Source organism: Asaia siamensis, from assembly GCF_014635085.1.
Taxonomy (GTDB): Bacteria; Pseudomonadota; Alphaproteobacteria; order Acetobacterales; family Acetobacteraceae; genus Asaia; species Asaia siamensis.
This window is the reverse complement of sequence record NZ_BMCH01000003.1, coordinates 262,426-286,616: the sequence shown is the minus strand read 5'-3', so window position 1 is coordinate 286,616 and position 24,191 is coordinate 262,426. Positions and strand designations below refer to the sequence as shown.

21 protein-coding genes are annotated in these 24,191 nt (G+C 60.5%); 17 read left to right on the top strand and 4 right to left on the bottom strand.

The window, feature by feature from the left end; translation table 11 throughout:
* The first annotated feature begins 152 nt into the window (after positions 1 to 152).
* Positions 153 to 1,334: an SMP-30/gluconolactonase/LRE family protein gene (locus IEV53_RS07135; protein WP_188426087.1), complete on the top strand. Its 1,182-nt coding sequence runs from the start codon at positions 153 to 155 to the stop codon at positions 1,332 to 1,334.
* 169 nt (positions 1,335 to 1,503) lie between these two features.
* A complete protein-coding gene (locus IEV53_RS07130) occupies positions 1,504 to 1,863 on the top strand; it encodes a hypothetical protein (RefSeq protein ID WP_188426086.1) in 360 nt (119 codons plus the stop codon).
* 227 nt (positions 1,864 to 2,090) lie between these two features.
* Here IEV53_RS07130 and IEV53_RS07125 read toward each other — a convergent pair whose 3' ends face one another.
* From IEV53_RS07125 to minC, 4 genes are all read right to left on the bottom strand, one after another.
* Entirely contained in the window at positions 2,091 to 2,492 is a 402-nt protein-coding gene (locus tag IEV53_RS07125) for a YidB family protein (RefSeq protein ID WP_371869852.1), read from the bottom strand.
* A complete protein-coding gene (minE, locus tag IEV53_RS07120; protein ID WP_127100476.1) occupies positions 2,489 to 2,761 on the bottom strand; it encodes a cell division topological specificity factor MinE in 273 nt (90 codons plus the stop codon). Before minE ends, IEV53_RS07125 begins: the two co-directional genes overlap by 4 nt.
* Positions 2,758 to 3,573 carry a septum site-determining protein MinD gene (gene minD, locus IEV53_RS07115; RefSeq protein ID WP_188426084.1) on the bottom strand — a complete coding sequence of 272 codons (816 nt, stop codon included), beginning with the start codon at positions 3,571 to 3,573 and terminating at the stop codon, positions 2,758 to 2,760. Before minD ends, minE begins: the two co-directional genes overlap by 4 nt.
* A 112-nt stretch (positions 3,574 to 3,685) precedes the next feature.
* Positions 3,686 to 4,435 (bottom strand): septum site-determining protein MinC, encoded by a 750-nt coding sequence (minC, locus tag IEV53_RS07110; RefSeq protein WP_188426083.1) that lies wholly within the window; start codon positions 4,433 to 4,435, stop codon positions 3,686 to 3,688.
* 98 nt (positions 4,436 to 4,533) lie between these two features.
* Here minC and fzlA point away from each other — a divergent pair, with 98 nt between their 5' ends.
* From fzlA to rpoB, 15 genes are all read left to right on the top strand, one after another.
* Positions 4,534 to 5,202 (top strand): FtsZ-binding protein FzlA, encoded by a 669-nt coding sequence (gene fzlA, locus IEV53_RS07105; RefSeq protein ID WP_188426082.1) that lies wholly within the window; start codon positions 4,534 to 4,536, stop codon positions 5,200 to 5,202.
* Positions 5,203 to 6,381, top strand: a complete 1,179-nt coding sequence (locus tag IEV53_RS07100; RefSeq protein WP_188426081.1) for a BaiN/RdsA family NAD(P)/FAD-dependent oxidoreductase — start codon at positions 5,203 to 5,205, stop codon at positions 6,379 to 6,381.
* Between the two features lie 107 nt (positions 6,382 to 6,488).
* On the top strand, positions 6,489 to 7,025 hold the full coding sequence (locus IEV53_RS07095; protein WP_188426080.1) for a type 1 glutamine amidotransferase domain-containing protein: 537 nt from the start codon (positions 6,489 to 6,491) through the stop codon (positions 7,023 to 7,025).
* 94 nt (positions 7,026 to 7,119) lie between these two features.
* Complete coding sequence (locus tag IEV53_RS07090) at positions 7,120 to 7,371, top strand: hypothetical protein (RefSeq protein ID WP_188426079.1); 252 nt, start codon at positions 7,120 to 7,122, stop codon at positions 7,369 to 7,371.
* Between the two features lie 112 nt (positions 7,372 to 7,483).
* Positions 7,484 to 8,716, top strand: a complete 1,233-nt coding sequence (locus IEV53_RS07085) for a DNA recombination protein RmuC (protein ID WP_371869845.1) — start codon at positions 7,484 to 7,486, stop codon at positions 8,714 to 8,716.
* 47 nt (positions 8,717 to 8,763) lie between these two features.
* A complete protein-coding gene (locus IEV53_RS07080) occupies positions 8,764 to 9,489 on the top strand; it encodes a response regulator transcription factor (RefSeq protein WP_188426078.1) in 726 nt (241 codons plus the stop codon).
* Positions 9,476 to 10,897 carry a sensor histidine kinase gene (locus IEV53_RS07075; protein ID WP_229719737.1) on the top strand — a complete coding sequence of 474 codons (1,422 nt, stop codon included), beginning with the start codon at positions 9,476 to 9,478 and terminating at the stop codon, positions 10,895 to 10,897. Before IEV53_RS07080 ends, IEV53_RS07075 begins: the two co-directional genes overlap by 14 nt.
* A 239-nt stretch (positions 10,898 to 11,136) precedes the next feature.
* On the top strand, positions 11,137 to 14,307 hold the full coding sequence (locus IEV53_RS07070) for an efflux RND transporter permease subunit (RefSeq protein WP_188426077.1): 3,171 nt from the start codon (positions 11,137 to 11,139) through the stop codon (positions 14,305 to 14,307).
* On the top strand, positions 14,304 to 15,584 hold the full coding sequence (locus IEV53_RS07065; protein WP_188426076.1) for an efflux RND transporter periplasmic adaptor subunit: 1,281 nt from the start codon (positions 14,304 to 14,306) through the stop codon (positions 15,582 to 15,584). Before IEV53_RS07070 ends, IEV53_RS07065 begins: the two co-directional genes overlap by 4 nt.
* Positions 15,581 to 17,203 (top strand): efflux transporter outer membrane subunit, encoded by a 1,623-nt coding sequence (locus IEV53_RS07060; RefSeq protein ID WP_188426075.1) that lies wholly within the window; start codon positions 15,581 to 15,583, stop codon positions 17,201 to 17,203. The genes IEV53_RS07065 and IEV53_RS07060 overlap by 4 nt, the downstream gene beginning before the upstream one ends.
* A gap of 103 nt (positions 17,204 to 17,306) precedes the next feature.
* The gene (gene rplK, locus IEV53_RS07055; RefSeq protein WP_023979014.1) at positions 17,307 to 17,741 is read left to right on the top strand and encodes a 50S ribosomal protein L11; all 435 of its coding nucleotides are present in this window, start codon (positions 17,307 to 17,309) and stop codon (positions 17,739 to 17,741) included.
* Between the two features lie 4 nt (positions 17,742 to 17,745).
* Positions 17,746 to 18,438, top strand: coding sequence for a 50S ribosomal protein L1 (gene rplA / locus IEV53_RS07050; protein ID WP_188426074.1), 693 nt, complete (start codon positions 17,746 to 17,748; stop codon positions 18,436 to 18,438).
* Between the two features lie 292 nt (positions 18,439 to 18,730).
* Positions 18,731 to 19,249, top strand: coding sequence for a 50S ribosomal protein L10 (gene rplJ, locus IEV53_RS07045; protein WP_062165691.1), 519 nt, complete (start codon positions 18,731 to 18,733; stop codon positions 19,247 to 19,249).
* 78 nt (positions 19,250 to 19,327) lie between these two features.
* Entirely contained in the window at positions 19,328 to 19,702 is a 375-nt protein-coding gene (rplL, locus tag IEV53_RS07040; protein ID WP_023979011.1) for a 50S ribosomal protein L7/L12, read from the top strand.
* A gap of 238 nt (positions 19,703 to 19,940) precedes the next feature.
* The gene (rpoB, locus tag IEV53_RS07035; protein ID WP_188426073.1) at positions 19,941 to 24,116 is read left to right on the top strand and encodes a DNA-directed RNA polymerase subunit beta; all 4,176 of its coding nucleotides are present in this window, start codon (positions 19,941 to 19,943) and stop codon (positions 24,114 to 24,116) included.
* Positions 24,117 to 24,191 lie beyond the last annotated feature (75 nt).

Below are 24,191 nucleotides of genomic sequence, written 5' to 3'. Positions count from 1 at the left end.
AATCCCTCACGGTGTTCTCTGCCCATATTGTGTCAGAGCGTGACAAATTGGCGACAGGGCTGGCGCTGTGAAAAGCGTTTTAATCGGGGAGCCTGCGTGACGATGGGGCGTTCAGCCCTGATCCGTCCACGCTTCTGCCAAGGTGCCATGCCATGAAACGCCGGTCCTTTCTCTCTGCTGCCTCCTGCGCGCCTCTTCTCGGTATGACGGGGGAGGCGAAGGCAAGCGGTAATGCCGATGACGGCACCAGCTCGTCAGGCGTATTCGATATCGTGGCCGAATTTACAGGGCCGGGGCCATCGGGCGTGGCGGTGCTGCCCGACGGACGCCTTTTTGTCAGCTTCCCCCGACATGCTGACAACCATCCCGGCGCGACGCTGGGAGAGGTGAAAAACGGCAAGATCATTCCCTATCCTTCCGCAGAAGTAAGCCTCCCCTCCAATCGCGCTCCGGCTGACAGGCTGATGTCAGTGCATGGGCTCGCGCTCGACAGTCAGAACCGGCTCTGGCTCATTGATGACGGCAAGCTGGCCAAGCACGATATCCCCGAAGGGGCCGCGAAGATCATCTGCATCGACCCGGCGACGGACAAGGTCGTGCATCGCATCGTGCTCAAGGCTCCTGCGATGCGGCCTGACAGCCATATGAATGACCTGCGCGTGGCCTTGTCTGTGGGCGAGAAGGGGACGGTATTCGTGACGGATTCCTCCTTTGGCACGGAGCCTGCGCTTGTGGTGGCCGATATTGCCACCGGTGAAGCGCGGCGGGTGCTGTCCCATCACCCTTCCACCCAGGCAGTGGAGGGCTTCATGGCGATCGTTGAAGGGGAGCCAAGGCGCTATATTCCCCATCACCCGCAGATGGTTTCAGGCGGGGCAGACGGCATCGCCCTGCCCAGCGATGAATCGCGGCTTTACTATTCGCCGCTCACCAGCCGCCGTCTTTACAGCCTGCCCACCAAGGCGCTTGCAGACAAGGCTCTCGGTGATCAGGCCCTCGGGGCGCTGGTGCGTGATGAGGGTGAAAAAGGCACGGCAGACGGATTGTGCTTCGACCGGCATGATCGTCTCTATACGACCAATTACGAGCATGACTGCATCCTGCGCCGGGACCCGGATGGGTCCTTTGCGATGGCGGTTAGGGATTCACGCATCCTGTCGCCCGACGGCATCTGCGCCACGAAGGACTGGATCTATTGCACTCTTGGCCAATGGAATCGTCTGCCGTCGTTCAATGAGGGGCAGAACCGTCGCAGGCCGCCCTATCTGCTGATACGTTTTCCGGTCGAGCCGCTCACGCCGCTCAACGCCGCGCCAGAGGCGCCCCGGAAATAGATAGTGAGCACGAGGCTTCCGGCGTCGTCGGGTGGGATGCGTAACGTTGCGCATCCCTGATGAACTAAAAACTGAGCAGAGACGCAAAGAAAGGGTGTAGGGAGGAAGAAGGCAGGGCGCAGGGCAGGCAATGTCGGTTGTGGTGATATTTCTGACAGTCTTGGCCTTGATGACCGTATCGGACGAAACGCCGACAGGGCGTTTTCTGCACCGTCTGATGGTCGTCATGCCAGCTCGGATGCTTAACCGAATCACGCCTCTGCACATACTCATTGCGGTCGCTGTCATCGGTCTTGGTGCAGTTCTCGCGTGGTACGGTCGAGGCGACGGGATACGCATTGCTGCCAGCACCCTGCCAGATGCCGTTGTCTGGCTCACGACGTTTGAGGTCAGCACCTATCTGGACGTGGTGATGATGCTTGCCACCGCCTCGGCCCTGATGCGGTTTCGACATCTCTGGTCATCCATGCTGAACGTGAAAGCGCGTCTTCTGATGCGACTGAAGACCAGGCGAAAACGCTCCCGGTGAATACAGGCAGGATCAGTCTCCCCGCTTTTCGGTCCATGACGACGAGCTTGAATCGGAGAGCGGTTTTCGGGAAACAGACCCTCAGTGCCTGGGGAGAAGAAAAGGCGATCGGTTATTTGCCAGCGAGAGAGCGCTGAGGGCTGAGCGTCAGTCGAAAAAGTGCCCTGAAACGAGAAAGGGCCGGATCGCATCACGATCCGGCCCTTCGCAAAAACCTGTTAGCGCTCTCAGGAAGCTGACGGCGTCCCGTTCTGCTCGCTGGTATGCTGGTCGACCACACCCGGCAGGAACTGGGCCAGTGCCGGAAGCAGGGCACCTGCGGGCAGGCCGGTCTTTGAAACCAGCATCTGGATCTGCTCGTCGGTCAGAAGCGCACGCAGTTCGTCAGCGGAAATCGGCAGGTTCTCACCCGAGCCGATCCATGACCGCACCTTGTCTTCGAGACCGGCCTTGCGTGCCTGATCGATCAGCATCTGCAGGCCCTGCTCGCTGGTGAGATACTCACCAAGGCCGCCACCGAGCTTTTCCCTGAGCTTGTCACCCATGGAACCGAGGGCGGAATTGATCATGGAACCTAAAAAACCGCTCAAACCTTGTCTCCCGTTTCTGGCCCGGCCCGGAGATTTCAGGCCGAGCGTCGTGTTTCCTTGTCGATCTGCGGCATCTCGATATCGATTTCCAGAACCGAGCAGCCATCGAGGCCGCCATCGAGCTTGACCTGCACCTTGTCCTGATCGACCGCGACATGGCGCTTGATCACTTCAAGGATCTCGCGATGTAACTGGCTGATCAGTTCGGAGTTGCCATTTCCCGACCGCTCATGGGCCAGCAGGATCTGCAGGCGATCACGGGCGACGGCGCTGGTGTTGCGTTTGGTGAAAAGACCGAACAGGCTCATGCGACCCTCTTCTTGAACAGCCAGTCGAGCAACCCCTTGCGCTCAATCGGGATCTGTATTTCGAGCTTCTCGCCCTGCAGGCGGCGCGCTGCATCGAAATAGGCGCGTGCCGGAGCGGATTCAGGATTCGAAAGCGTGACGGGCGAGCCGACATTGGAGGCGCGCAGCACTTCCTCGCTTTCGGGAACGATGCCGAGCAGCGGGATGGACAGGATCTCCAGCACGTCTTCCGTATTCAGCATTTCGCCCTTGGCGGCGCGCGACGGGTCATAACGGGTCATGAGCAGGTGCTTTTCCACCTTCTCGCCGTTCTTGGCCTTTTCCGTCGTGCTGTCGAGCATGCCGATGATGCGATCGCTGTCACGCACCGAGCTGACTTCGGGGTTGGTCACGACCACGGCCACATCGGCATGGTACATGGCCATCTGTGCGCCGCGCTCGATACCGGCCGGGCTGTCACAGATGATCCAGTCGAATTTCTCACGCAGTTCGTCGATGACCTGCGCAACGCCTTCGGCGGTCAGGGCATCCTTGTCGCGCGTCTGCGAGGCCGGGAGGATCGAGAGCGTTTCGCAGCGCTTGTCACGGATAAGCGCCTGCGACAGCTTGGCATCGCCCTGAACGACATTGATGAAGTCGAACACGACGCGGCGCTCGGCACCCATCACCAGATCGAGATTACGCAGACCGACATCGAAATCGATCACGACGACATTCTGTCCCGACTGGGCTAGAGCGGCACCCAGTGCTGCTGTCGTGGTCGTCTTTCCGACCCCGCCCTTACCGGAAGTGACTACCAGCACCTTGGCCATGTGCGCTCCACCAAAACTTTAACGGTAACTACCGCAATCCCGATGGTGCGGCGTCGCAATCTTAATGAGGAAAGGGTTTGCGCCGCAATCTCTTGCGCGCAAATAGTTCCCTTCAGGGGAGTTTTGTTACTGTAACACGATCTTCCGAGAGCAGGGCCTGCGCCGGTTGATCATGAATCTCCGCGTCCATTTCTTCGGCAATCATGTAAAAACCATCGATCGCCAGCAATTCAGCCTGCATGCGGGCAGCAAAAATACGTGCATTCGGCTGACCGCCCACGCCTGCGATGGCGCGCCCGCGCAGCGCGCCATAAATATGGATCGACCCGCCAGCGACCAGTTCGGCGCCAGAGGCGACCGAACCGATGACCACGACATCGCCATCCAGATGCATGATGCTCTGGCCCGAGCGTATGGCCCGGTCGATGATGAGGCTTTCAGCACGCTGGGGTGCTGCTTCGACCGGCGCCGGGGCCTCACCTTCGGCTTCGGGAAACTCGACGGCGCCGCTTGCGCGTCCACCTTCGAGCGATGCCGGCCAGTCCCATGCCGCGAGTGCCGGCCAGCTGCGGTCAGCCCCCTCGATACCGATCATGTGGATGCTGCGCTCTTTCAGCGCTGTCTGGAGGCCTTCGAGCCCCTCGGCATCCTGTGCCACGAGGCCAAGATCGAGAATGACGGGGCGGCCGGCGAAAAAACCGACAGAGCGGGCGATCTGGTTGTCGAGCCCCTCGAGCCACGCATCGAGCGGCGCTTCGGGAGACAGGACGAGCGCCAGAAAGGAACGCCCGCGTGCCCTGATGCGCATCGGCGCTCTGGCGGGGGCAGGGTCGAGATCGGCGCTTGTCGTCTGGTCTGTCATCGTCTGGGAACGCTCTGAGGGCTCATGAACGGGAATTCGGTCGGTCTGACTATGCAGCTCTCTTGCTTCGCCACGGGGCAGACGCTTAAGAATGCAGGATGCGCATTCTGTACCATCTGCCGCTCTCGCCGCAAAGCCGTCAGGTCCGGCTTGTTCTTGCCGAGAAACGGTTACCCTATGAACCCAAGACCGAAAAGGTCTGGGAAAATCGCCCGGAATATCTCGCGCTCAACCCCGCGGGTGATGTGCCCCTCCTCGTCGAAGAGAACGGGCTGTCGATTCCGAATGCCTGGGTGATCTGTGAATATCTCGAAGAGGCCTATCCCGATGCACCGCTCATGGGGCGTACCTTGGCCGAGCGTGTCGAGGTGCGTCGTCTGATGGCGTGGTTCGAGGGCAAGTTCGGACACGAGGTCTCGCGCAATCTTCTGGGTGAGAAGGTAGACAAGCGTCTGGCAGGTCGTGGCAACCCCGACGGAACGGCCTTGCGCGCCGGTTATGCCAATATGCGCTTCCATCTCGATTATATCGGCTGGTTGGCAGAAACGCGCTCGTGGCTGGCGGGCAACATGCTGTCGATCGCCGATTTTGCCGCGGCGGCGCATCTCTCCTGTCTCGATTTCATCGGTGATATCGACTGGTCCAAGGCGCCTGCGGCCAAGGACTGGTACGCCCGCATGAAATCGCGTCCGAGCTTTCGCTCGCTGCTCAATGACCGTGTGAACGGGTTTAACCCGCCTGCGCATTACGCCGATCTGGATTTCTGAATGAACAAGATTTTCGATGCTGTCATTCTCGGGGCGGGTGCTGCCGGGCTGATGGCGGCTGCCACCGCGCGCAAGGGCGGGGCGTCCGTTCTTGTGCTCGATCACTCGGCAGAAGCCGGTCGCAAGATCCTGATCTCCGGCGGCGGGCGCTGCAATTTCACCAATCTGGCGACAAAGGCGGATAATTTCCTTTCAGCCAATCGCCACTTCATGCGCTCGGCGCTGGCAGGCTATACGCCGCGTGATTTTCTGACGCTGGTGGAGCGTCATGGCATTTCGTGGGAAGAAAAAGCCGAGGGGCAGCTTTTCTGCGCCAATTCGGCCCGCGACATCGTGTCGCTTCTGCTGCGTGAGGCTGAGGGCTGCGAGATGCGTTTCAGCACCGCCATACGCAGCGTTACCAAGGGCGATGTCTTTCATATCCAGACCGATATGGGCGAATTCAGCGCCCGCAATGTGGTGCTGGCGACGGGCGGTCTGTCCATTCCCAAGCTGGGGGCGAGCGATCTGTCTCTGCGCCTTGCGCGTCAGTTCGGCTTGTCTGTCGTGCCAACCGTGCCGGGCCTCGTGCCGCTGACATTTGAGACCCCTCTGCCCGAACTGGCCGGTGTCTCGCTGCCGGTGCGGGCCAGCATGGGCAAGATCGGTTTTACCGATGGCATGGTCTTTACCCATCGCGGCATTTCCGGTCCGGCCATTCTGCAGATTTCGTCCTATCAGAACGGGCCGCTCGATGCGCCCGTGATCGATATGCTGCCTGGGCGCGATGCAAGGGAAGCGCTGGGCGCCATCAAGAAGGCGCGGCCACGCGCTGAGCCGCCCTCTCTTTTGCAGGATCTGCCCCAGCGTCTGGCGCGTCATATCGCCGATAATACATTGTCCGATCTCACCTGCACGCTCGCCAATCTGCCGGACAAGCGTATCGCTTCGCTGGCCGCCCAGATTTCGGCCTGGAAGCCGAAGCTTTCGGGCACCGAAGGCTATGCCAAGGCAGAAGTCATGAAGGGCGGTATCGACACACGGGTGCTGTCTTCCAAGACCATGGAAGCGCGGGATGTGCCGGGGCTGTTTGCCATTGGCGAGGCCGTCGACGTGACCGGCTGGCTGGGCGGCTATAATTTCCAGTGGGCATGGTCGAGCGGCGTCGCAGCAGGCAGGGCGATTGCAGAGCGACATTGAGCGTCTGATGCTCCGGGTTTTCGAACCTGTCCGGTCCTGATACGTCTTGAGCCCACGCTCATCTAGAGGCCGCAGCAATGCGGACCCGTTTCAGGAAGGTCGATTTCATGACTCTTTGCGTGGCCATTCTCGCAACCGACGGTGTCGAGGAATGCGAACTCGTCCAGCCGCGTCAGGCGCTCGAAAACGCCGGCATCAGGACGCTGCTCGTCTCTCCCGCTAAGGGCGAGATCCAGGCGATGGAAGGCGATGTCACGCCGGTGTCGCGGCATAAGGTCGATGCGGCCATCGGCGTTGCCGCCGATATGGAGCTGGCGGGTATCGTGCTGCCGGGTGGCACAACCAACCCCGACAAGCTGCGCATGGACGAGGCGGCCGTCGCCTTTCTGCGTGGCTTTGTGGCTGAGGGAAAGCCGATTGCCAGTATCTGTCATGGTGCTTGGACGCTGATCGAGGCGGGTGGTGTCAAGGGACGCAGCCTGACCTCGTGGCCCTCGCTCCAGACCGATCTGCTCAATGCCGGTGCAAACTGGCTGGACCGTGAGCTCGTGATCGATGGCAATCTGGTCAGCTCGCGCTGCCCTGATGATCTGCCTGCTTTCTGCGATGCCGTGGTAGCGCAATATCGTGACAAAACTGCCTGAAAACTGCCTTCATTTTCGGTCGTTCTTCGCAGCAAAGCGGTCCGGACCCATCCAGTCTGATGGGTGACGGACCCGAAGCAGAAAAGGGATTATCATGACATCACCGACATCATTTCGTCGTTCCGCCCGCATGCTTGGCGGTCTGGCCGGGCTGATGCTGCTCGCTGCCTGCCAGGGCACCGCAGCGCCGGGTCCGACGCCGCCGGGCATGCAGGTGGTCGGTTATGGCTACACCTGCAAGGCTGGCATCTATACCTGCAAGATGCCAACCCAGGTGCCGCTCGGCAATCCGTGCTCCTGCCCCGGTATCGGTGCGGCTTCCTACGGGAATATCCATCAGCCCTGAGTTCGTTCCCTGCCAGCCTTGCCCTGAGGTGCAGGGGGAGGCTGGCAAAGCCGAAACGCCTTTCGCTATTCCTATTTTGTTCTTATAGAGGGAGCAGAATACGGAGCCCGAATTGTCGCAGGATTTCTTCAGTTTCTTCCCCTGGCTTGTGGCCGTTCTGGCTCTGGCCGTCGCCGTCTTTCTGTGGTCGCGTCTTTCGCGGCGTGGGACTGATCGCGATCTTCTCTCGCGCATCTATGTACTGCTGGAGCGTGAGGCTGCCGAGCGCAGCGCCGATCTCGACTTCCAGCGCAAGGCGCTGGTCGAGACCGAGCGCGCCCTTGCTGCGAGGCTCGACCAGCAGCGCAGCGATACGAGCGACCGTCTTGCTAGCCTGAGCCACCGTCTGGGTCAGGAACTGGCCGAAACGAGGCTGGCGCAATCGGAAATGCTGCGCGACATGATGCGCGAAAATGCGGAACAGCTGGCGCAGATCAGGGCCTCTGTCAGCGAGCAGCTTCACGTCACCGTCGAAAAGCAGATGCAGACCTCGTTCCAGCGCGTGGTCGAGCAGTTTTCAGCCATGCAGAAAGCGATCGGCGAGGTCTCGGCTGTCACGGCCCAGATCGGCGATCTCAAGAGGCTGTTCGGCAACGTCAAGACGCGTGGCGGATGGGGTGAGGCGCAGCTGCGCGCCATTCTCGACGATATTCTGCCTGCCGGGTCGTATGACAGCAATTTCCGTGTCGGTGACAGCACCGAGGCTGTGGAATTCGCCCTGCGCATGCCCGTTCGCAGTGCCGTGCCGCCAAGGCTGGCCATAGACAGCAAGTTTCCGACTGAAGCCTATGAGCGTCTGCTCGACGCCGTGGATCGGACGGATCAGGCAGCCGAGCGTATCGCCCGCCGTGCCCTCGATAATGCGGTGCGTCTGGAAGCGCGCAAGATCAGTGAGAAATACATCCAGCCGCCCATCACCGTCGAGTTTGCGGTGCTCTATCTGCCCACTGATGGGCTATACATGGAAGTCGCGCGCATTCCGGGGCTGATCGATGAGATCGGGCGTCTGCACCGGGTGATCATCATGGGGCCGTCTCTCATGCCTGCGCTGCTGCGCACTGTTCATCTCGGATATGTGACTCTGGCCCTTGAGGAACGGACGGATGCGATTGCGCGCCTGCTCGGGCTGACACGGCAGGAAATGCTGCGCATGGATGGCGTGCTTGAAAAACTCTCGCGTGGCGCGGGTGCCATGAGCAATACGATCGATGAAGCCAGGCGGCGCACCCGTGTGCTGGGGCGCAAATTGCGAGGACTTGACGGACAGGCGCCGGGCGACGACCTTGAGACACTGGAAGAGCTTTAAGTCGAATTTACTATCGAAGCAGCAAGGGTTTGGGCAGAGATGACAGCATGACATCGGATCAGAGCCTCTCTTTTGCCCCGCCTGAGGTGCCTGCCAAGGCCCGCCTGTTATTTGTCGAGGATGACGACACTCTCGCCCGTGAAGTGGTCGAGGAACTCTCGGCGCGCGGTTTTGCCGTTTCCCATGTTTCGACCGGCCAGGCCGGGCTCGACGCCGCCATCAGTGAGTCCTACGACCTGATGGTGCTCGATCGCATGTTGCCCCTTCTGGACGGGCTTTCGGTCATCGAGAAACTGCGCAGCCAGAATGTTCAGTCTCCGGTTCTGGTCTTGTCAGCACTCTCTGCCGTCGATGACCGCGTGACGGGTCTCAAGGCAGGAGGGGATGATTATCTCACCAAGCCTTTCGCCATGGACGAGCTGGTCGCGCGTATCGAAGCACTCCTGCGCCGCCCCAATGATACCCGTGCGACTACGCTGCGCGTTGGTCCGCTCGACATGGATCTGATCGATCGCACCGTCATGCGCGAAGGGCGCGAGATCGAATTGCTGCCGCGTGAATTCCGTCTGCTCGAATATCTGATGCGCCGACCCAATCAGGTTCTGACGCGCACCATGCTGCTCGAAGATGTCTGGAATTACCGCTTCATCCCCCAGACCAATCTGGTGGATGTGCATATCGGCAAGCTGCGTCGCAAGGTCGATGGACCGGGTGAGACGCCCCTGATCCACAGCATCAGAGGATCGGGGTTCATGCTGCGTGTCGCTCTCTGAGAACTCCCGCTTCGGCATTTTCCGGACGGCGACGTTCCGGCTGACACTGGCATTCGTTGCCGCGATCATCTGCGGCATGGTGCTGCAATTCGTCCTGCTTTTCGTGCAGATGACGCATTTCGAGGCCGAGAGATCGAGCGGCATCCTGCATCGTGAAGCCGATGTGCTGGTGCAGGAAACACCCGAGCGGCTCGAATATCAGGTGCGCGAGCGCGCCACTAATGACCTGCGTGTGGTCATCAACTGGGTGGGGCTGTTCGACGGTCACTATCGTCATATCGCGGGCGATCTCAAAAGCTGGCCTGAAGGGCTGGTCGTCGATGGCAAGGTACATCGTCTGACACTCTCGCCCACCGATGATGAACCCTATGAAATGCGGTTTCTCGCGGTCAGGGTGCCGGGTGGCCGTGTTCTGGTGCTGGCCCATTCGCTGCATTTGCTTTCCGAATTGCGCTACATGATCCGTCGAGGCGCGCTGCTCTCGGTCTTTCCTGTGGTGATGTTCGCCCTTCTGACGGGTGTCGTGCTGAGCCACAGGGCGCTGGCGCGTGTGAAGACCATGCATGAGGCGATCGACCGTATCATGCAGGGCGATGTGCATGAGCGCCTGCCTGCAGCGCGCGAGCGTGACGAGTTGGAGCGGCTGGCCGGATCGGTCAATCGTATGCTCGATCGGCTCGAACATCTCATGGATGAGATACGCGACGTGGGTAACGATATCGCCCATGACCTGCGTACACCGCTTTCGAGAGTGCGGGCGCGGCTGGAGCGGGCGACGTCGAGCCCTCATGACGCCGATTATCTGAATTCGGTCATCGAGCGGGCAACGCTCGATCTGGACCAGTGCTTTTCCGTCATCACGGCGCTGCTGCGTATTGGCGAAATCGAGAACGGCCGTCGCCGCGCGGGCTTTGCCCAGGTCAATCTGGGCGATCTCGTGGCCGATATCGTCGATCTGTACGAGCCCATCGCCGAGACGAACGGTCTCGTTCTGACCAATGCCATCGCGCAGGATCCCGCTACGTCCGAAACCATGACGACGTTCGGGGATCGTGATCTGCTGGTCGAGGTTCTGGCCAATCTTTTCGACAACGCCATGAAATTCACGCCTGCCGGTGGTCGCGTGACCGTCTCGGCGGTCTCGACCCCGGGTGCGATCAGGCTTCGCGTTGCCGATACCGGCATCGGTATTCCCGAGGCGGAACGTGAGGCTGTTCTGGGGCGTTTTTATCGGTCGGACAAAAGCCGCCACGTGCCGGGCAGCGGACTCGGGCTCAGCCTCGTCATGGCCATTCTCAGGCTGCACGGGGTCGATCTTGCCATCGCTGATGGAGACGGTTCACCCGAAATGCCGGGATGCGCTTTCGAGATGGTGTTCCAGCTTTCGGCGGTCTCCGAAGGCGCATGAACGCGGGCTTCTGCGCTGTTGTCGCCGACAGGGGCGGAGCTGTGACAGAGAGATGAAAGGTCGTTCCAGATCGGAACTTAAAAGGAATTTTCCTTGTCGCCTCCGGGCGTATTTGTATTTCTGGACGTAACAGGAAAAGGAATGTCCTTGATGATATCGGGAAACGGATGGGGATTCCTCATGCCGGTCTATGAGCACAGGCATCGGGCAGGGCGGGCATCGCGTCTCGGGACAGCTGCATGAATCAGGTTGTCATCACCGCGCTGAAGCGGCCCTACACCTTCGTTGTCCTGTCCATTTTCATCGTGATTTTCGGCGTAAGGTCGGTCATCAAGACACCGACAGACGTCTTCCCGAACATCAACATCCCGGTTGTCGCGATTGTCTGGTCCTATCTCGGGCTCATGCCTGAGGATATGTCGGGGCGCGTCGTCTATTATTACGAACGCACCCTGACCACGACCGTCAACAATATCGAGCATATCGAAAGCGGGTCGTATTACGGTCGCGGTATCGTCAAGGTCTATTTCCAGCCAGGTACCGATACGTCGGTCGCCCAGACGCAGATCACTTCCGTTTCCCAGACCGTCATCAAGCAGCTTCCGACAGGGGCCACGCCGCCACTTATCCTGGCCTATAATGCCTCGTCCGTGCCTGTGCTCACGCTGCAGATCAATTCGGACAAGCTGAACGGTTCAGAGCTGTACAACATGGCCTCGAACCTGATCAGGCCGCAGCTTATCTCAGTGCCGGGCGTTTCGATCCCGAACCCTTATGGCGGTCTTGCGCCCTACATCACGGTCGATATCGATCCTGCCAAGCTGATGGCGCATAATCTCTCGGCGGTGGATGTCAGCGCGGCGCTCAACAAGCAGAATATCGTTCTTCCTGCCGGCGACCAGCGTGTCGGGCCATTCGATTACATGGTCCGTACCAACGCCCAGCCCCGAGAGGTGGAAACCTTCAACAACCTGCCGCTCAAGCAGGTGGGTAATGCGGTGGTCTATCTGCGCGACGTGGCCTATGTGCATCGCGGCGGACCGCCACAGGCCAATATGGTGCTGGTGAAGGGCCGTCAGGCGGTCATGATGGTCATCATGAAAAGCGGCGATGCATCGACGCTCGACGTGGTGGCGGGCGTCAAGAAACTGCTGCCCCAGGTCATCGACACCCTGCCAAAGGGCACAAGCATCAAGATCCTGACCGATGCCTCCGGCTTCGTGAAGGATTCGGTTGAAGACGTTGTGCGCGAAATGATCATCGCGGCACTTCTGACCTCTCTGGCTGTCCTGCTCTTCCTCGGGTCGTGGCGTTCGACGCTGATTGTTGCGACCTCGATCCCGCTCGCCATTCTCTGCTCGGTCATCGGGCTGAGTCTTGCCGGGCAGTCGATCAATGTCATGACGCTGGGCGGGCTTGCGCTGGCGGTCGGTATTCTCGTCGATGACGCGACCGTCATGATCGAGAATATCGATGCCCATCTGGAGATGGGCAAGGATCTGGAAATGGCCATCATCGATGCTGCCAACCAGATCGTCATACCGACCTTCGTCTCGACCACCTGTATCTGTATCGTCTGGCTGCCGCTCTTCGAGCTGACCGGCGTTGCAGGCTGGCTGTTCATGCCTATGGCCGAAGCCATCATCTTCGCCATGATCGCCTCCTTCATCCTGTCGCGTACGCTGGTGCCCACCATGGCAAACTGGATGCTCGCGGCGCAGGTTGCTGCCCATGAGCGCGGCGACGATGGCAAAGAGCCCGGATTTTTCGGCCGCTTCCAGCGCGGCTTCGAGCACGGCTTCACCCGTTTCCGCGAGCGCTACAAGGTGGTGCTCGGTGGCCTGATAGAAGAGCGCGCAAAATTCGTGCCCTTCTTTATGGCTGTCTCGATCGCCTCCAGCGGGCTGTATTTCTTCGTCGGGCAGGATTTCTTCCCGGAGATCAAATCCGGCACGCTGCAGCTCCATATGCGCGCACCTATCGGTACGCGCCTTGAGGAGTCGGGCAAGATTTCCGTGCTGATCGAAAAGAAGATGCACGAAATTCTGCCGGGCCAGATCGATGCAGTGCTGAATAACTGCGGTCTGCCCTTCTCGCAGCTCAATCAGGCGTTCATCCCGACACCAACCGTCGGTACGGAAGATTGCGATATCACTGTCTCGCTCAAGAATGACGAGAGCCCGACAGCCGAATATCGCCGCAAGATACGCGCGGGTCTGATCGAAGCCTTCCCCGGCACGCAGATCACCTTTCAGCCTGCCGATCTGACGGCAAAGATCCTGAATTTCGGCCTGCCTGCACCGCTCGATGTGCAGGTTGTCGGGCGCGATCTCTACGGCAATTTTGCTTTCGCCAAGAAGCTGCGTCGCAAGCTTGCCGCCATACCGGGCATTACCGATGTGGCGATCCAGCAGCCTATGACGCAGCCGACGCTCAGCATCAACGCCAAGCGCAGCTTCGCGCTCGGCACAGGCATCACCGAGCAGGATATCGCGCAGAACGCACTCGTCGCCCTGTCGGGTTCAGCTCAGGTGGGGCAGGTATATTATCTGAACGCCTCGGGTGTGGCGCAGCTCATCGACGTGCAGACGCCTGCGAACTACCTGCAGACGCTCAACGATTTGAAGACCCTCCCGATCGACCGTGGCGACGGCAACCCGACCAATGCCCAGCCCCAGCTTCTGGGCGCGCTGTCCGATATCGAGCAGACGGGCACACCGGCGGAAGTCGCGCATTACAACATCATGCCGGTCTTCGATATCTACGCCTCAAACGAGGATATCGATCTCGGCACGGTGGCACGCTCGGTGCAGCGCGTGGCGGATTCCATGAAGTCCGAACTGCCGCGCGGCTCGCATCTGGTCGTGCGTGGTCAGGCTGTCACGATGACAGATGCCTATTCGCAGCTGATCGTTGGCCTCGCGATGTCCATCACGCTGGTCTATCTGATTATCGTGGTGAATTTTCAGTCCTGGCTCGATCCGTTCGTGATCATTACGGCGCTGCCCGGAGCCCTGGGCGGTATCGCCTGGAGCCTGTTCCTGACCCATACCTCACTTTCGGTGCCTGCCCTGACGGGTGCCATCATGTGCATGGGTACCGCCACAGCCAACGCCATTCTGGTGGTCTCCTTTGCGCGTGAACGTATGGAGGTTCACGGCGACGCGCTGAAGGCCGCACTCGAGGCCGGGTATGAACGTATCCGCCCCGTGCTGATGACAGCACTCGCCATGATCATCGGCATGGTGCCCATGTCCATGAGCAATTCCGACAACGCCCCGATCGGCAAGGCCGTTATCGGCGGCCTCATTGTAGCGACCGCAGCGACGCTTCTGTTCGTCCCCTGTGTCTTTGCCATCGTCCATTACAGAAAGCCGCGCGAACGCGGAGATGAGGGAGCCCACGCATGACCCAGCACCAGAATCCCGGTGCCGAGCCGAACCGCAAGCGGGGCCGCCTTGTCATCCTCATCGTGCTGGGTATTGCCCTGCTTGTGGCTGCCTGGGGGATACTCACCCGTTCGGTGCATTACAGCAGTCTCGAGAAAGAGGCGGACGACAATGCCCGCGCCCGTGTCAGCCTGATCAACCCGCAACCTGGCCCTGCCGTGCGCCATCTGGATCTGCCGGCCAATCTGGCCGCTTGGTATCAGGCGCCGATCTACGCGCAGGTCTCCGGCTATGTGAAAATGTGGTACAAGGATTACGGCGCCCATGTGAAATCGGGCGATCTCCTGGCCGAAATCAGCACGCCGAGCCTTGATGCGCAGTATGAGGCAGCAAAAGCCAACTACAATGTCGTGCTGGCCCGCTACAAACTGGCCGTGATTACGGCCAAGCGCTGGGCCGATCTGCGAGACACCCAGGCCGTGTCGCGTCAGGAAGTCGATGTGCAGGCGGCTAACGCCGCCGCCCAGAAGGCGCAGGTCGATCAGGCACAGCACGAGGTCGAGCGTTTCGAGGCGCTGGAGAACTTCAAGCGCATCGTGGCGCCGTTCGATGGCATCGTGACGTCGCGTCTGGTGAACGTGGGCGACTACGTGAATGCGGGTGGGGGTGATCTCAACTCTCGTGGCAATGCATCAGAGCTCTTTACGGTTGCCGACACGCATCGCATGCGCGTCTTCGTTTCCGTGCCGCAGGATTATGCGGCGGTCATTTCCGACAAGCTCGCTGCCAAACTGACCCTGCCGCAATTCCCGGGGCGGGTTTATGATGCGAGCTTCCTCGCCACGGCTCAGGCCTTCAACGCGGCAACGCGCACGGTCACGACCGAGCTGGAACTCAGCAATGAGGACGGGTCACTCTGGCCTGATTCCTACGCAACAGCGCATTTCACCGCGCCGGGTGAGCCGGGCGTGCTGATCGTGCCGGTCAACTCGCTGATTTTCCGAGCCCAGGGCACCCAGCTTGCCACTGTTGTCGACAATCATGTTCATCTGATCGACGTGAAGACCGGCATCAATTACGGCATGACCATCCAGATTCTTGGGGGCATCGAGGCAAAGGACCAGATCGTGGCCAACCCGACCGCCGATATGCTTGAAGGCGATGAGGTCAAGGTGGTTGCCGCAACCCGCGGCTATAACGATGCGACGGCAGCGCCTCGCAAGAATGTTGCGCCCGCACCGAAACCCGTCGCTCCTGAAGACGATGATGGTGGCAACGAGAACGGGGCGCGTCGATGAGAGAGAGTTTCAAGCGCCGCGCATTGCGCGGCGGTGTGGCAAGCGCGGTTCTTTGCCTGTCTCTCCTGTCCGGCTGCGATCTGGCGCCGAAATATGAAGCCCCCAAATTCATCTATCCCAATGGGTGGAGCGGCAAGGGCGTGCTGGTAGACGGCAAGCCTGCCGATGACGTTCCCAAGGGCAAATGGTGGGAGGTCTTCCATGATCCCCAGCTCAATGCTCTTGAAGAAAAGATGCTGGCCTCGAACCCCGACCTGCAGGCCCAGGCTGAAATCTTTACCCAGTCACGCGATATCGCCCGCGAGACACAGGCCCAGCTGGCGCCGCAGCTCAACGGGTCAGCCGGGATGTCGAACAACAAGACATCGCTTACCCGGCTGTGGCGAGGCGCCAATGCGAACTCGCCGACGACCGAGTCCAGCGTGTTCTATAGCGGCGCTGCGACGTGGGAGCCTGATTTCTTCAGCCGCATCCGCAACGCCACGCGCATGCAGAAGAACATGGCTCAGGCGAGTGCGGCCGATTACGCCAATCTTCGCCTGATGCTCGAGGCAGAGCTGGCCTCGAATTATCTCGGCCTGCGCGGGCTCGATGCGCAATACGCGGTCTATGACGACTCGATCCGCTACTACCAGACCGCGGTGAAGATCACCCGGCTACGTCAGGCTGGTGCGATTGCAGCCGGACTGGACGTTTCCCGAGCTGAAAACCAGCTCTTCGCGACCATGGCGTCGCAAAGCAATGTGCGCGCACAGCGTCAGGTCATGGAACATGCCATTGCCGTCATGGTGAATACCGTGCCGGGCAGTTTCCATATCGCCCCGTCAACAAGCCAGACGCTGCCCTATACAATCCTGCGTATTCCGACGGGCTTTCCGTCGCAATTGCTCGAGCGTCGCCCTGATATTGCCTCTGCCGAGCGCAATCTGGCGGCCAATAGCCGGGCTATCGGTGTGGCTCGTGCGGCCTTTTATCCGGATGTCACGTTCAGCCTGAACGGTGGCTTCATGAATAACGGCTTCGACCTCGCCAGTCTGGGCAATTCGATGTGGAGTTATGGCGTGCAGGCGGTCGAGCCGCTCTTCACGGGTGGTCTGCGTCGTGCCGCCCTGCAGCGTGCCTGGTCGCAATATCGCGAGAGCGCCGATCATTACCGCTCGACCGTGCTGGCCGCGTTTCAGGATGTCGAGGATGGCATCTCCCAGACGCAGGCCTTTGCTGACCAGCAGAAGCAGCAGATGGCTGCTGTCGATGCCGCATTGCGGACACAGCGCATGACCATGGCGCTCTATACGGGTGGTCTGACCAATTACCTCGACGTCGTCGTGGCGCAGCAGGCGGCTCTTGTGGCGCGCATTGATGCGGTGCAGGCCCAGACCATTCAGGTGCAGGCCAGCGTCCGTCTGATCAAGGCGCTGGGCGGTGGCTGGGACAAGGTCGCCCTGCCTGCGGTCAAGGACATCAATCCCTTTGGTATCCTGCAATATGACGGGCTGCATCACCCCCGTCCGGCGGGCGATGTCGATACCCGTACAAGCCCTGCCGACCAGGATTTGAGCGGGGTGACGCCAGCGAATCCCCCCATGAAAGACTTGACAGCCGCGTCTTCGGGGCGTTAAGGGGCCGCTCCAATTCGGAACGCGGGAGAGGGTGTGCCAGCCGCAAGGCGGGCAGCCCCTCACTGGAACCGCGGTTCGGGCAAACCATCAAGGAGTCCCGGATATGGCCAAAAAAGTTGTTGGCTACATCAAGTTGCAGATCCCGGCAGGTAAGGCGAATCCGTCGCCGCCAGTCGGTCCGGCCCTGGGTCAGCGCGGCCTGAACATCATGCAGTTCTGCAAAGAGTTCAATGCCAAGACGCAGACCCTCGAGCCCGGCATGCCGATCCCGGTCGTCATCACGGCCTATGCGGATCGTACGTTCAGCTTCGTCACCAAGACCCCGCCGAACACCTACTTCCTGCTCAAGGCCGCCAAGGTCTCCAAGGGCAGCCAGACCGTCGGCAAGGCCGCCGCAGTCGGTTCTGTCACGACCGCGCAGCTGCGCGAGATCGCTGCAGAGAAGTTCAAGGATATGAACGCGAATGACATCGACGGCGCAGTGCGCATGCTGGCCGGTTCGGCCAAGTCGATGGGTCTGAACGTGGTGGAGGGCTGATCCTATGGCCAAGAACAAGAGGCTGACCGCCGCCCGCGCGACGGTTGACACCGACAAGCAGTATGACCTCGCCGCAGCTGTTGCTCTGGTAAAGGGCAATGCAAAGGCCAAGTTCGACGAGACCATCGAAATCTCGCTGAACCTCGGCATCGACCCGCGTCATGCTGACCAGATGGTCCGTGGTCTGATCTCGCTGCCGAACGGCACGGGCAAGACCCTGCGCGTTGGCGTTTTCGCCCGCGGCCCGAAGGCTGAAGAAGCCAAAGCAGCTGGTGCAGAAGTCGTCGGTGCAGATGATCTGGCCGAGAAGATCCAGAACGGTGAAATCGAGTTCGATCGCTGCATTGCGACCCCGGACATGATGGCACTGGTCGGTCGTCTGGGTAAGATCCTCGGCCCGCGTGGCCTGATGCCGAACCCCCGTCTGGGCACGGTGACCATGGACGTCAAGGGTGCCGTTCAGGCAGCCAAGTCCGGCCAGGTCGAATACCGCGCCGAGAAGGCCGGTATCATCCATGCCGGCGTAGGCAAGGCTTCGTTCGACGAAGGCAAGCTGGTCGAGAACATCAAGGCTCTGGTCGATGCCGTCCAGAAGGCTCGTCCGACCGGCGCCAAGGGCACCTATCTGAAGAAGGCAGCCCTGTCTTCCACGATGGGTCCGGGTGTGCGTGTCGACGTCGCGACGTTCACGGCCTGATTTGAGAGATGACGCCGTACGGTCTGACCGTGCGGCGGCGCAGGGGCGGGGAGTTTTTCCCGCTTCCGAACCTGTCCGAGACCGGGCGTGCTGTTCCACGGAACAGTCTAAGGGATCTTGAGAGAGATCCGCGAGCGGGAGACGGGGCGCCAGCAGACAGGGCGGGGTAACCTGCCGGAATGCTGGGTTCCGATTGAATGGACAGGCGAGCGGTACTTTTCCGATTGCGGGGAAGTGCCATGGGTAACCCGGTCTGGAAGCCAAGGTTTCCGGACTGACGAGGAGAATGGATTTGGACCGTCAGGAAAAACGGGCCTTCGTCGAATTCCTCGCCAACGTGTTCAACAGCACGTCCATGGTTGTCGTGACCGAAAACAAAGGTCTCACGGTAGCTGATGTGACGGAGCTGCGTCGACGCGTTCGTGCGGCGGGTGCGACGTACAAGGTTGCGAAAAACCGGCTGGCCAGCCTCGCTCTGCATGGGACCCAATTCGACGGGATTCTTCCGCTGCTGAAGGGCCCGACCGCGCTTGCGTGGTCTGAGGATCCGGTTGCAGTTGCGAAGGCGATCGTCGAGTTCGCCAAGACGAATGAGAAGCTTGTGGTGCTCGGTGGTGCCCTTGGTAGCCAGACGCTTGATGCGAATGGTGTCAAGGCTCTTGCCGCACTGCCGTCGCTGGACGAACTGCGTGCGCAGCTGGTGGGTATGATTTCTACCCCCGCTACGCGTATCGCAGGCGTCGTCCAGGCTCCGGCCGGCCAGCTTGCTCGCGTTTTCGGCGCCTATGCCAAGACCGGCGAAGCCGCCTGAATTGTCTTACGCAGCGCCGCTCCTCTTCAGGGGCGCGGGTTGTGAATCGAAAACCAGTTACCATATAGGACCATCATCATGGCCGATCTGAACAAAATCGTTGACGAACTGTCCGCTCTGACCGTTCTCGAAGCTGCTGAACTCTCGAAGCTGCTCGAAGAGAAGTGGGGCGTTTCCGCTGCTGCTCCGGTTGCCGTTGCTGCTGCTGGCCCGGCTGCTGCCGCTGCTCCTGCTGAAGAGCAGACCGAGTTCACCGTGATCCTCGCCGAAGCCGGCGACAAGAAGATCAACGTGATCAAGGAAATCCGTGGCATCACGGGCCTGGGTCTGAAGGAAGCCAAGGACCTGGTCGAAGGCGCTCCGAAGACCGTCAAGGAAGGCGTTTCCAAGGACGAAGCAGCCAAGATCAAGAAGCTGCTTGAAGACAACGGCGCCAAGGTCGAAGTCAAGTAATCAAGCCCACGAACCGCGCTTCGCCTTCGGGCGGGGCCGGTTGTGGATTGAGACAGGTCAGGGCGGAAATCCTTTCGGGTTTCCGCCCGATTTGCCGTTGCGGACAAACCCTGTATAAGGGCCGGTTGTCACGCAACAACATCACGAATTCACGGTGCCGGTCGTTCCGGTCGCCCGACATGGCAGGGTTCCTGGCGTGTGGACGACCCGAAGGTCTGGTGCGAGAGGGCAGGGATAGATGAACGCAATCACCAAATCGTTCACAGGACGCAAGCGGATTCGCAAGAGCTTCGGGCGGATCCCCGAAGTTGCGCCGATGCCCAACCTGATTGACGTGCAGCGCGCAAGCTACGAGACGTTCCTTCAGATGAACGTGGCGCCTGACAGCCGTCAGCAGACGGGTCTTCAGGAAGTGTTCCGGTCGGTTTTCCCGATCAACGATTTTGCGGGACGTGGCCGTCTCGAGTTCGTTTCCTACGAACTCGAAGAGCCGAAATATGATGTCGAGGAATGCATTCAGCGTGGTCTGACCTTTGCAGCGCCGCTGAAGGTCATCCTGCGTCTGATCGTCTGGGACGTGGATGAAGATACCGGATCGCGCTCGATCCGCGATATCAAGGAGCAGCCGGTCTATATGGGCGACATGCCGCTCATGACCGATAACGGCACCTTCATCATCAATGGCACCGAGCGTGTCATCGTCAGCCAGATGCATCGCAGCCCCGGCGTGTTCTTCGATCACGACAAGGGCAAGACGCATTCTTCCGGCAAGTATCTCTTCGCTGCCCGCGTCATCCCCTATCGCGGTTCCTGGCTCGATTTCGAATTCGACGCCAAGGACCTGATCTATGTGCGTATCGACCGCAAGCGCAAGCTGCCGGTCACCACGCTGCTCTATGCCCTTGAAGGCGAGCACTCCATCGCAGCCCGCGCCGCCAAGGCGGCAGAGGGTGGCGACGTTGAGTCCATGGCGATCCGTGGCATGGATCAGGATGAAATCCTGGCCTATTTCTACGGCACCGTGCCCTTCACCCGCATGCCCAAGGGCTGGGCCCGTCCCTTCGATCCCGAAGCCTTCCGTGGCATGAAGCTGCTCGAGCCGCTTTATGACGCCGATACGGGTGAGGTTGTTGCCGAAGCCGATGCCAAGCTCACCGCCCGCATGGTGCGCAAGATCGCCGAGACGACCAAGGACGTGCTCGTCGGCCGCGCCGATCTGCTGGGCCGTTTCATGGCGCAGGACCTCGTCAATGAAGAGACGGGTGAGATCTACGCCGAAGCCGGTGAAGAACTGACCGAAGCACGCCTCGAAGCGCTTGAGGAATCGGGCGTCACCGAGCTGCCAATGCTTGCCGTCGACTCCTCGCATGGCCCCTGGATCCGCAACACGCTCGCGGTTGACAAGAACAACCGTCGTGACGAAGCCCTTATCGATATCTATCGCATCATGCGCCCCGGCGAGCCGCCGACCCCGGAAACGGCTGAAGCCATGTTCCAGGGCCTGTTCTTCGATGCCGACCGCTACGACCTTTCGGCCGTTGGTCGCGTGAAGATGAACATGCGTCTCGAAGTCGATGCGCCTGACACCATGCGCGTCCTGCGCAAGGAAGACATCCTGCGCGCCGTGAAGATCATGTGCGAGCTGAAGGACGGTCGCGGCCAGATCGACGATATCGACAATCTCGGCAACCGTCGTGTTCGCTCTGTCGGCGAGCTGATGGAGAACCAGTACCGCGTCGGTCTGCTCCGTATGGAGCGCGCCATTCGTGAGCGTATGGGTTCGGTCGATGTCGATACGGTCATGCCGCATGACCTGATCAACGCCAAGCCTGCCGCTGCTGCCGTGCGTGAGTTCTTTGGCTCGTCGCAGCTCAGTCAGTTCATGGACCAGACCAACCCGCTCTCCGAAGTCACGCATAAGCGTCGTCTCTCGGCGCTTGGCCCGGGCGGTCTGACCCGTGAGCGCGCAGGCTTCGAAGTCCGTGACGTTCATCCGACGCATTACGGCCGTATCTGCCCGATTGAGACGCCTGAAGGGCCGAACATCGGTCTGATCAACTCGCTCTCGACCTATGCGAAGGTGAACAAGTACGGCTTCATCGAAACGCCGTATCGCCTCGTTCAGGACGGCGTGCTGCAGGCCGGCTGGAAATACCTCTCCGCCATGGAAGAGGACAAGCTGATCGTTGCCCAGGCTGACGCCGCGCAGGACAAGAGCACGGGTCGTCTGACAGACGAGCTGGTCTCTGTCCGTCGTTCGGGTGACTTCCGCCTGGTGCCGCCTGAGCAGGTCACGGCTTGCGACGTCTCGCCCAAGCAGCTTGTTTCGGTCGCCGCCGCGCTCATCCCATTCCTTGAGAACGATGACGCCAACCGCGCACTGATGGGCTCGAACATGCAGCGTCAGGCCGTGCCGCTGGTGCGCGCCGATGCGCCGCTGGTCGGAACGGGCATGGAAGCCGCTGTGGCCCATGACTCGGGTGCGACCATCGTTGCCAAGCGCAATGGTGTGATCGACCAGATCGACGGTGCACGTATCGTTGTGCGCGCTACCGACGAAGCCGGTTCGACCCAGGGCGTCGATATCTACCGTCTGCGCAAGTACATGCGGTCCAACCAATCCACCTGCATCAACCAGCGTCCGCTGGTGCGCGTGGGTGACACGGTTCATGCCGGTGACATCATTGCTGACGGTCCGTCCACCGAGCTGGGTGAACTGGCTCTGGGCCGCAACGTGCTCGTCGCGTTCATGCCCTGGAACGGCTACAACTTCGAAGACTCGATCCTCATCTCCGAGCGTATTGCCCGTGATGACGTGTTCACCTCGATCCATATCGAGGAATTCGAAGTCATGGCCCGCGACACGAAGCTTGGTCAGGAAGAAATCACCCGCGACATCCCCAATGTCGGTGAGGAAGCCCTGCGCAACCTCGACGAAGCCGGTATCGTCTATGTCGGCGCCGAGGTAAATCCGGGCGACATCCTGATCGGCAAGGTTACGCCGAAGGGCGAAAGCCCGATGACGCCGGAAGAGAAGCTTTTGCGCGCCATCTTCGGTGAAAAGGCTTCGGACGTTCGCGATACCTCGCTCAAGCTGCCCCCGGGCACGAGCGGCACGATCGTCGATGTTCGCGTCTTCTCCCGTCGCGGTGTCGACAAGGACGAGCGCGCCATGGCCATCGAGCGTTCGGAAATCGAACGCCTGACCAAGGATCGCGATGACGAGCGCGCCATTCAGGAGCGCAGCTTCATTGCGCGTCTGCGCGAGCGTCTGCTCAACCAGACGGCAGCTGCCGGCTTCAAGGGTATCCGCGCTGGTACGGTCATCACTGATGAGGTGCTGGACGAGCAGCCGCGTGGCGCCTGGCGCAACATCACGGTCACCGATGACAGCGTGATGTCCGAGCTGGAAACGCTGCGTCGCGAATATGACGCTGCCGTTGGCAAGATTCAGGCCCGTTTCGACAGTAAGGTCGAGAAGCTGCAGCGCGGTGACGAGCTGCCGCCGGGTGTGATGAAGATGGTCAAGGTCTTCGTTGCCGTGAAGCGTAAGCTTCAGCCGGGTGACAAGATGGCCGGTCGTCACGGCAACAAGGGTGTCGTCTCGCGCGTGGTGCCGGTTGAAGATATGCCGTTCCTTGAGGATGGCACACCGGTCGATCTCGTGCTGAACCCGCTGGGCGTGCCGTCGCGCATGAACGTCGGTCAGATTCTCGAGACGCATCTGGGCTGGGCCTGTGCGAATATTGGTCAGAACATTGGCAAGATTGCCGATGACTACCAGCGCACCGGTGAGCGCAAGCTTGAGCTGCTCGAGAGCCTGCGTGACGTCTATGGCGATGCCGTGTTCGAAAGCGACATTGCGACCCTGCCGAACGAGCAGCTTCTTGAGCTGACTGGTAACCTGCGCAAGGGCGTGCCGATTGCGACCCCGGTGTTCGACGGCGCGTCGATCCCTGACATTGAAGACATGCTGGTCAAGGCCGGTGTCGACAAGTCGGGTCAGTCGCAGTTGATCGACGGCCGTACGGGCGAGGCTTTCGAGCGTCGTACGACGGTGGGCTACATCTACATGCTGAAGCTGCATCACCTTGTCGATGACAAGATCCATGCACGCTCGATCGGTCCGTACTCGCTCGTCACGCAGCAGCCGCTGGGTGGTAAGGCGCAGTTCGGCGGCCAGCGCTTCGGTGAGATGGAAGTCTGGGCTCTTGAAGCTTACGGTGCCGCCTACACCCTGCAGGAAATGCTCACGGTCAAGTCCGATGACGTTTCCGGCCGTACGAAGGTCTATGAGGCCATTGTGCGTGAGCAGGATGATTTCGAGGCAGGTATCCCCGAGAGCTTCAACGTTCTGATCAAGGAACTGAAGTCGCTCGGCCTGAATGTCGATCTGGAGCAGAGCGGCGTCTGATGATTTCCGCCACTGTCTTTTCTGTGTTTGTTGCTAACGCGGGCGCGGCCGGTCTTCCGGCCCGCTCCGTGAAAT

Bases quoted from the DNA above. Each gene is read 5' to 3' on its own strand.
- IEV53_RS07135 (WP_188426087.1), top strand. From the start codon at position 153: ATGAAACGCCGGTCCTTTCTCTCTGCTGCCTCCTGCGCGCCTCTTCTC.
- IEV53_RS07130 (WP_188426086.1), top strand. From the start codon at position 1,504: ATGACCGTATCGGACGAAACGCCGACAGGGCGTTTTCTGCACCGTCTG.
- minE (WP_127100476.1), bottom strand. From the start codon at position 2,761: ATGAGCCTGTTCGGTCTTTTCACCAAACGCAACACCAGCGCCGTCGCC.
- minD (WP_188426084.1), bottom strand. From the start codon at position 3,573: ATGGCCAAGGTGCTGGTAGTCACTTCCGGTAAGGGCGGGGTCGGAAAG.
- minC (WP_188426083.1), bottom strand. From the start codon at position 4,435: ATGACAGACCAGACGACAAGCGCCGATCTCGACCCTGCCCCCGCCAGA.
- fzlA (WP_188426082.1), top strand. From the start codon at position 4,534: ATGCGCATTCTGTACCATCTGCCGCTCTCGCCGCAAAGCCGTCAGGTC.
- IEV53_RS07100 (WP_188426081.1), top strand. From the start codon at position 5,203: ATGAACAAGATTTTCGATGCTGTCATTCTCGGGGCGGGTGCTGCCGGG.
- IEV53_RS07095 (WP_188426080.1), top strand. From the start codon at position 6,489: ATGACTCTTTGCGTGGCCATTCTCGCAACCGACGGTGTCGAGGAATGC.
- IEV53_RS07090 (WP_188426079.1), top strand. From the start codon at position 7,120: ATGACATCACCGACATCATTTCGTCGTTCCGCCCGCATGCTTGGCGGT.
- IEV53_RS07080 (WP_188426078.1), top strand. From the start codon at position 8,764: ATGACATCGGATCAGAGCCTCTCTTTTGCCCCGCCTGAGGTGCCTGCC.
- IEV53_RS07070 (WP_188426077.1), top strand. From the start codon at position 11,137: ATGAATCAGGTTGTCATCACCGCGCTGAAGCGGCCCTACACCTTCGTT.
- IEV53_RS07065 (WP_188426076.1), top strand. From the start codon at position 14,304: ATGACCCAGCACCAGAATCCCGGTGCCGAGCCGAACCGCAAGCGGGGC.
- IEV53_RS07060 (WP_188426075.1), top strand. From the start codon at position 15,581: ATGAGAGAGAGTTTCAAGCGCCGCGCATTGCGCGGCGGTGTGGCAAGC.
- rplK (WP_023979014.1), top strand. From the start codon at position 17,307: ATGGCCAAAAAAGTTGTTGGCTACATCAAGTTGCAGATCCCGGCAGGT.
- rplA (WP_188426074.1), top strand. From the start codon at position 17,746: ATGGCCAAGAACAAGAGGCTGACCGCCGCCCGCGCGACGGTTGACACC.
- rplL (WP_023979011.1), top strand. From the start codon at position 19,328: ATGGCCGATCTGAACAAAATCGTTGACGAACTGTCCGCTCTGACCGTT.
- rpoB (WP_188426073.1), top strand. From the start codon at position 19,941: ATGAACGCAATCACCAAATCGTTCACAGGACGCAAGCGGATTCGCAAG.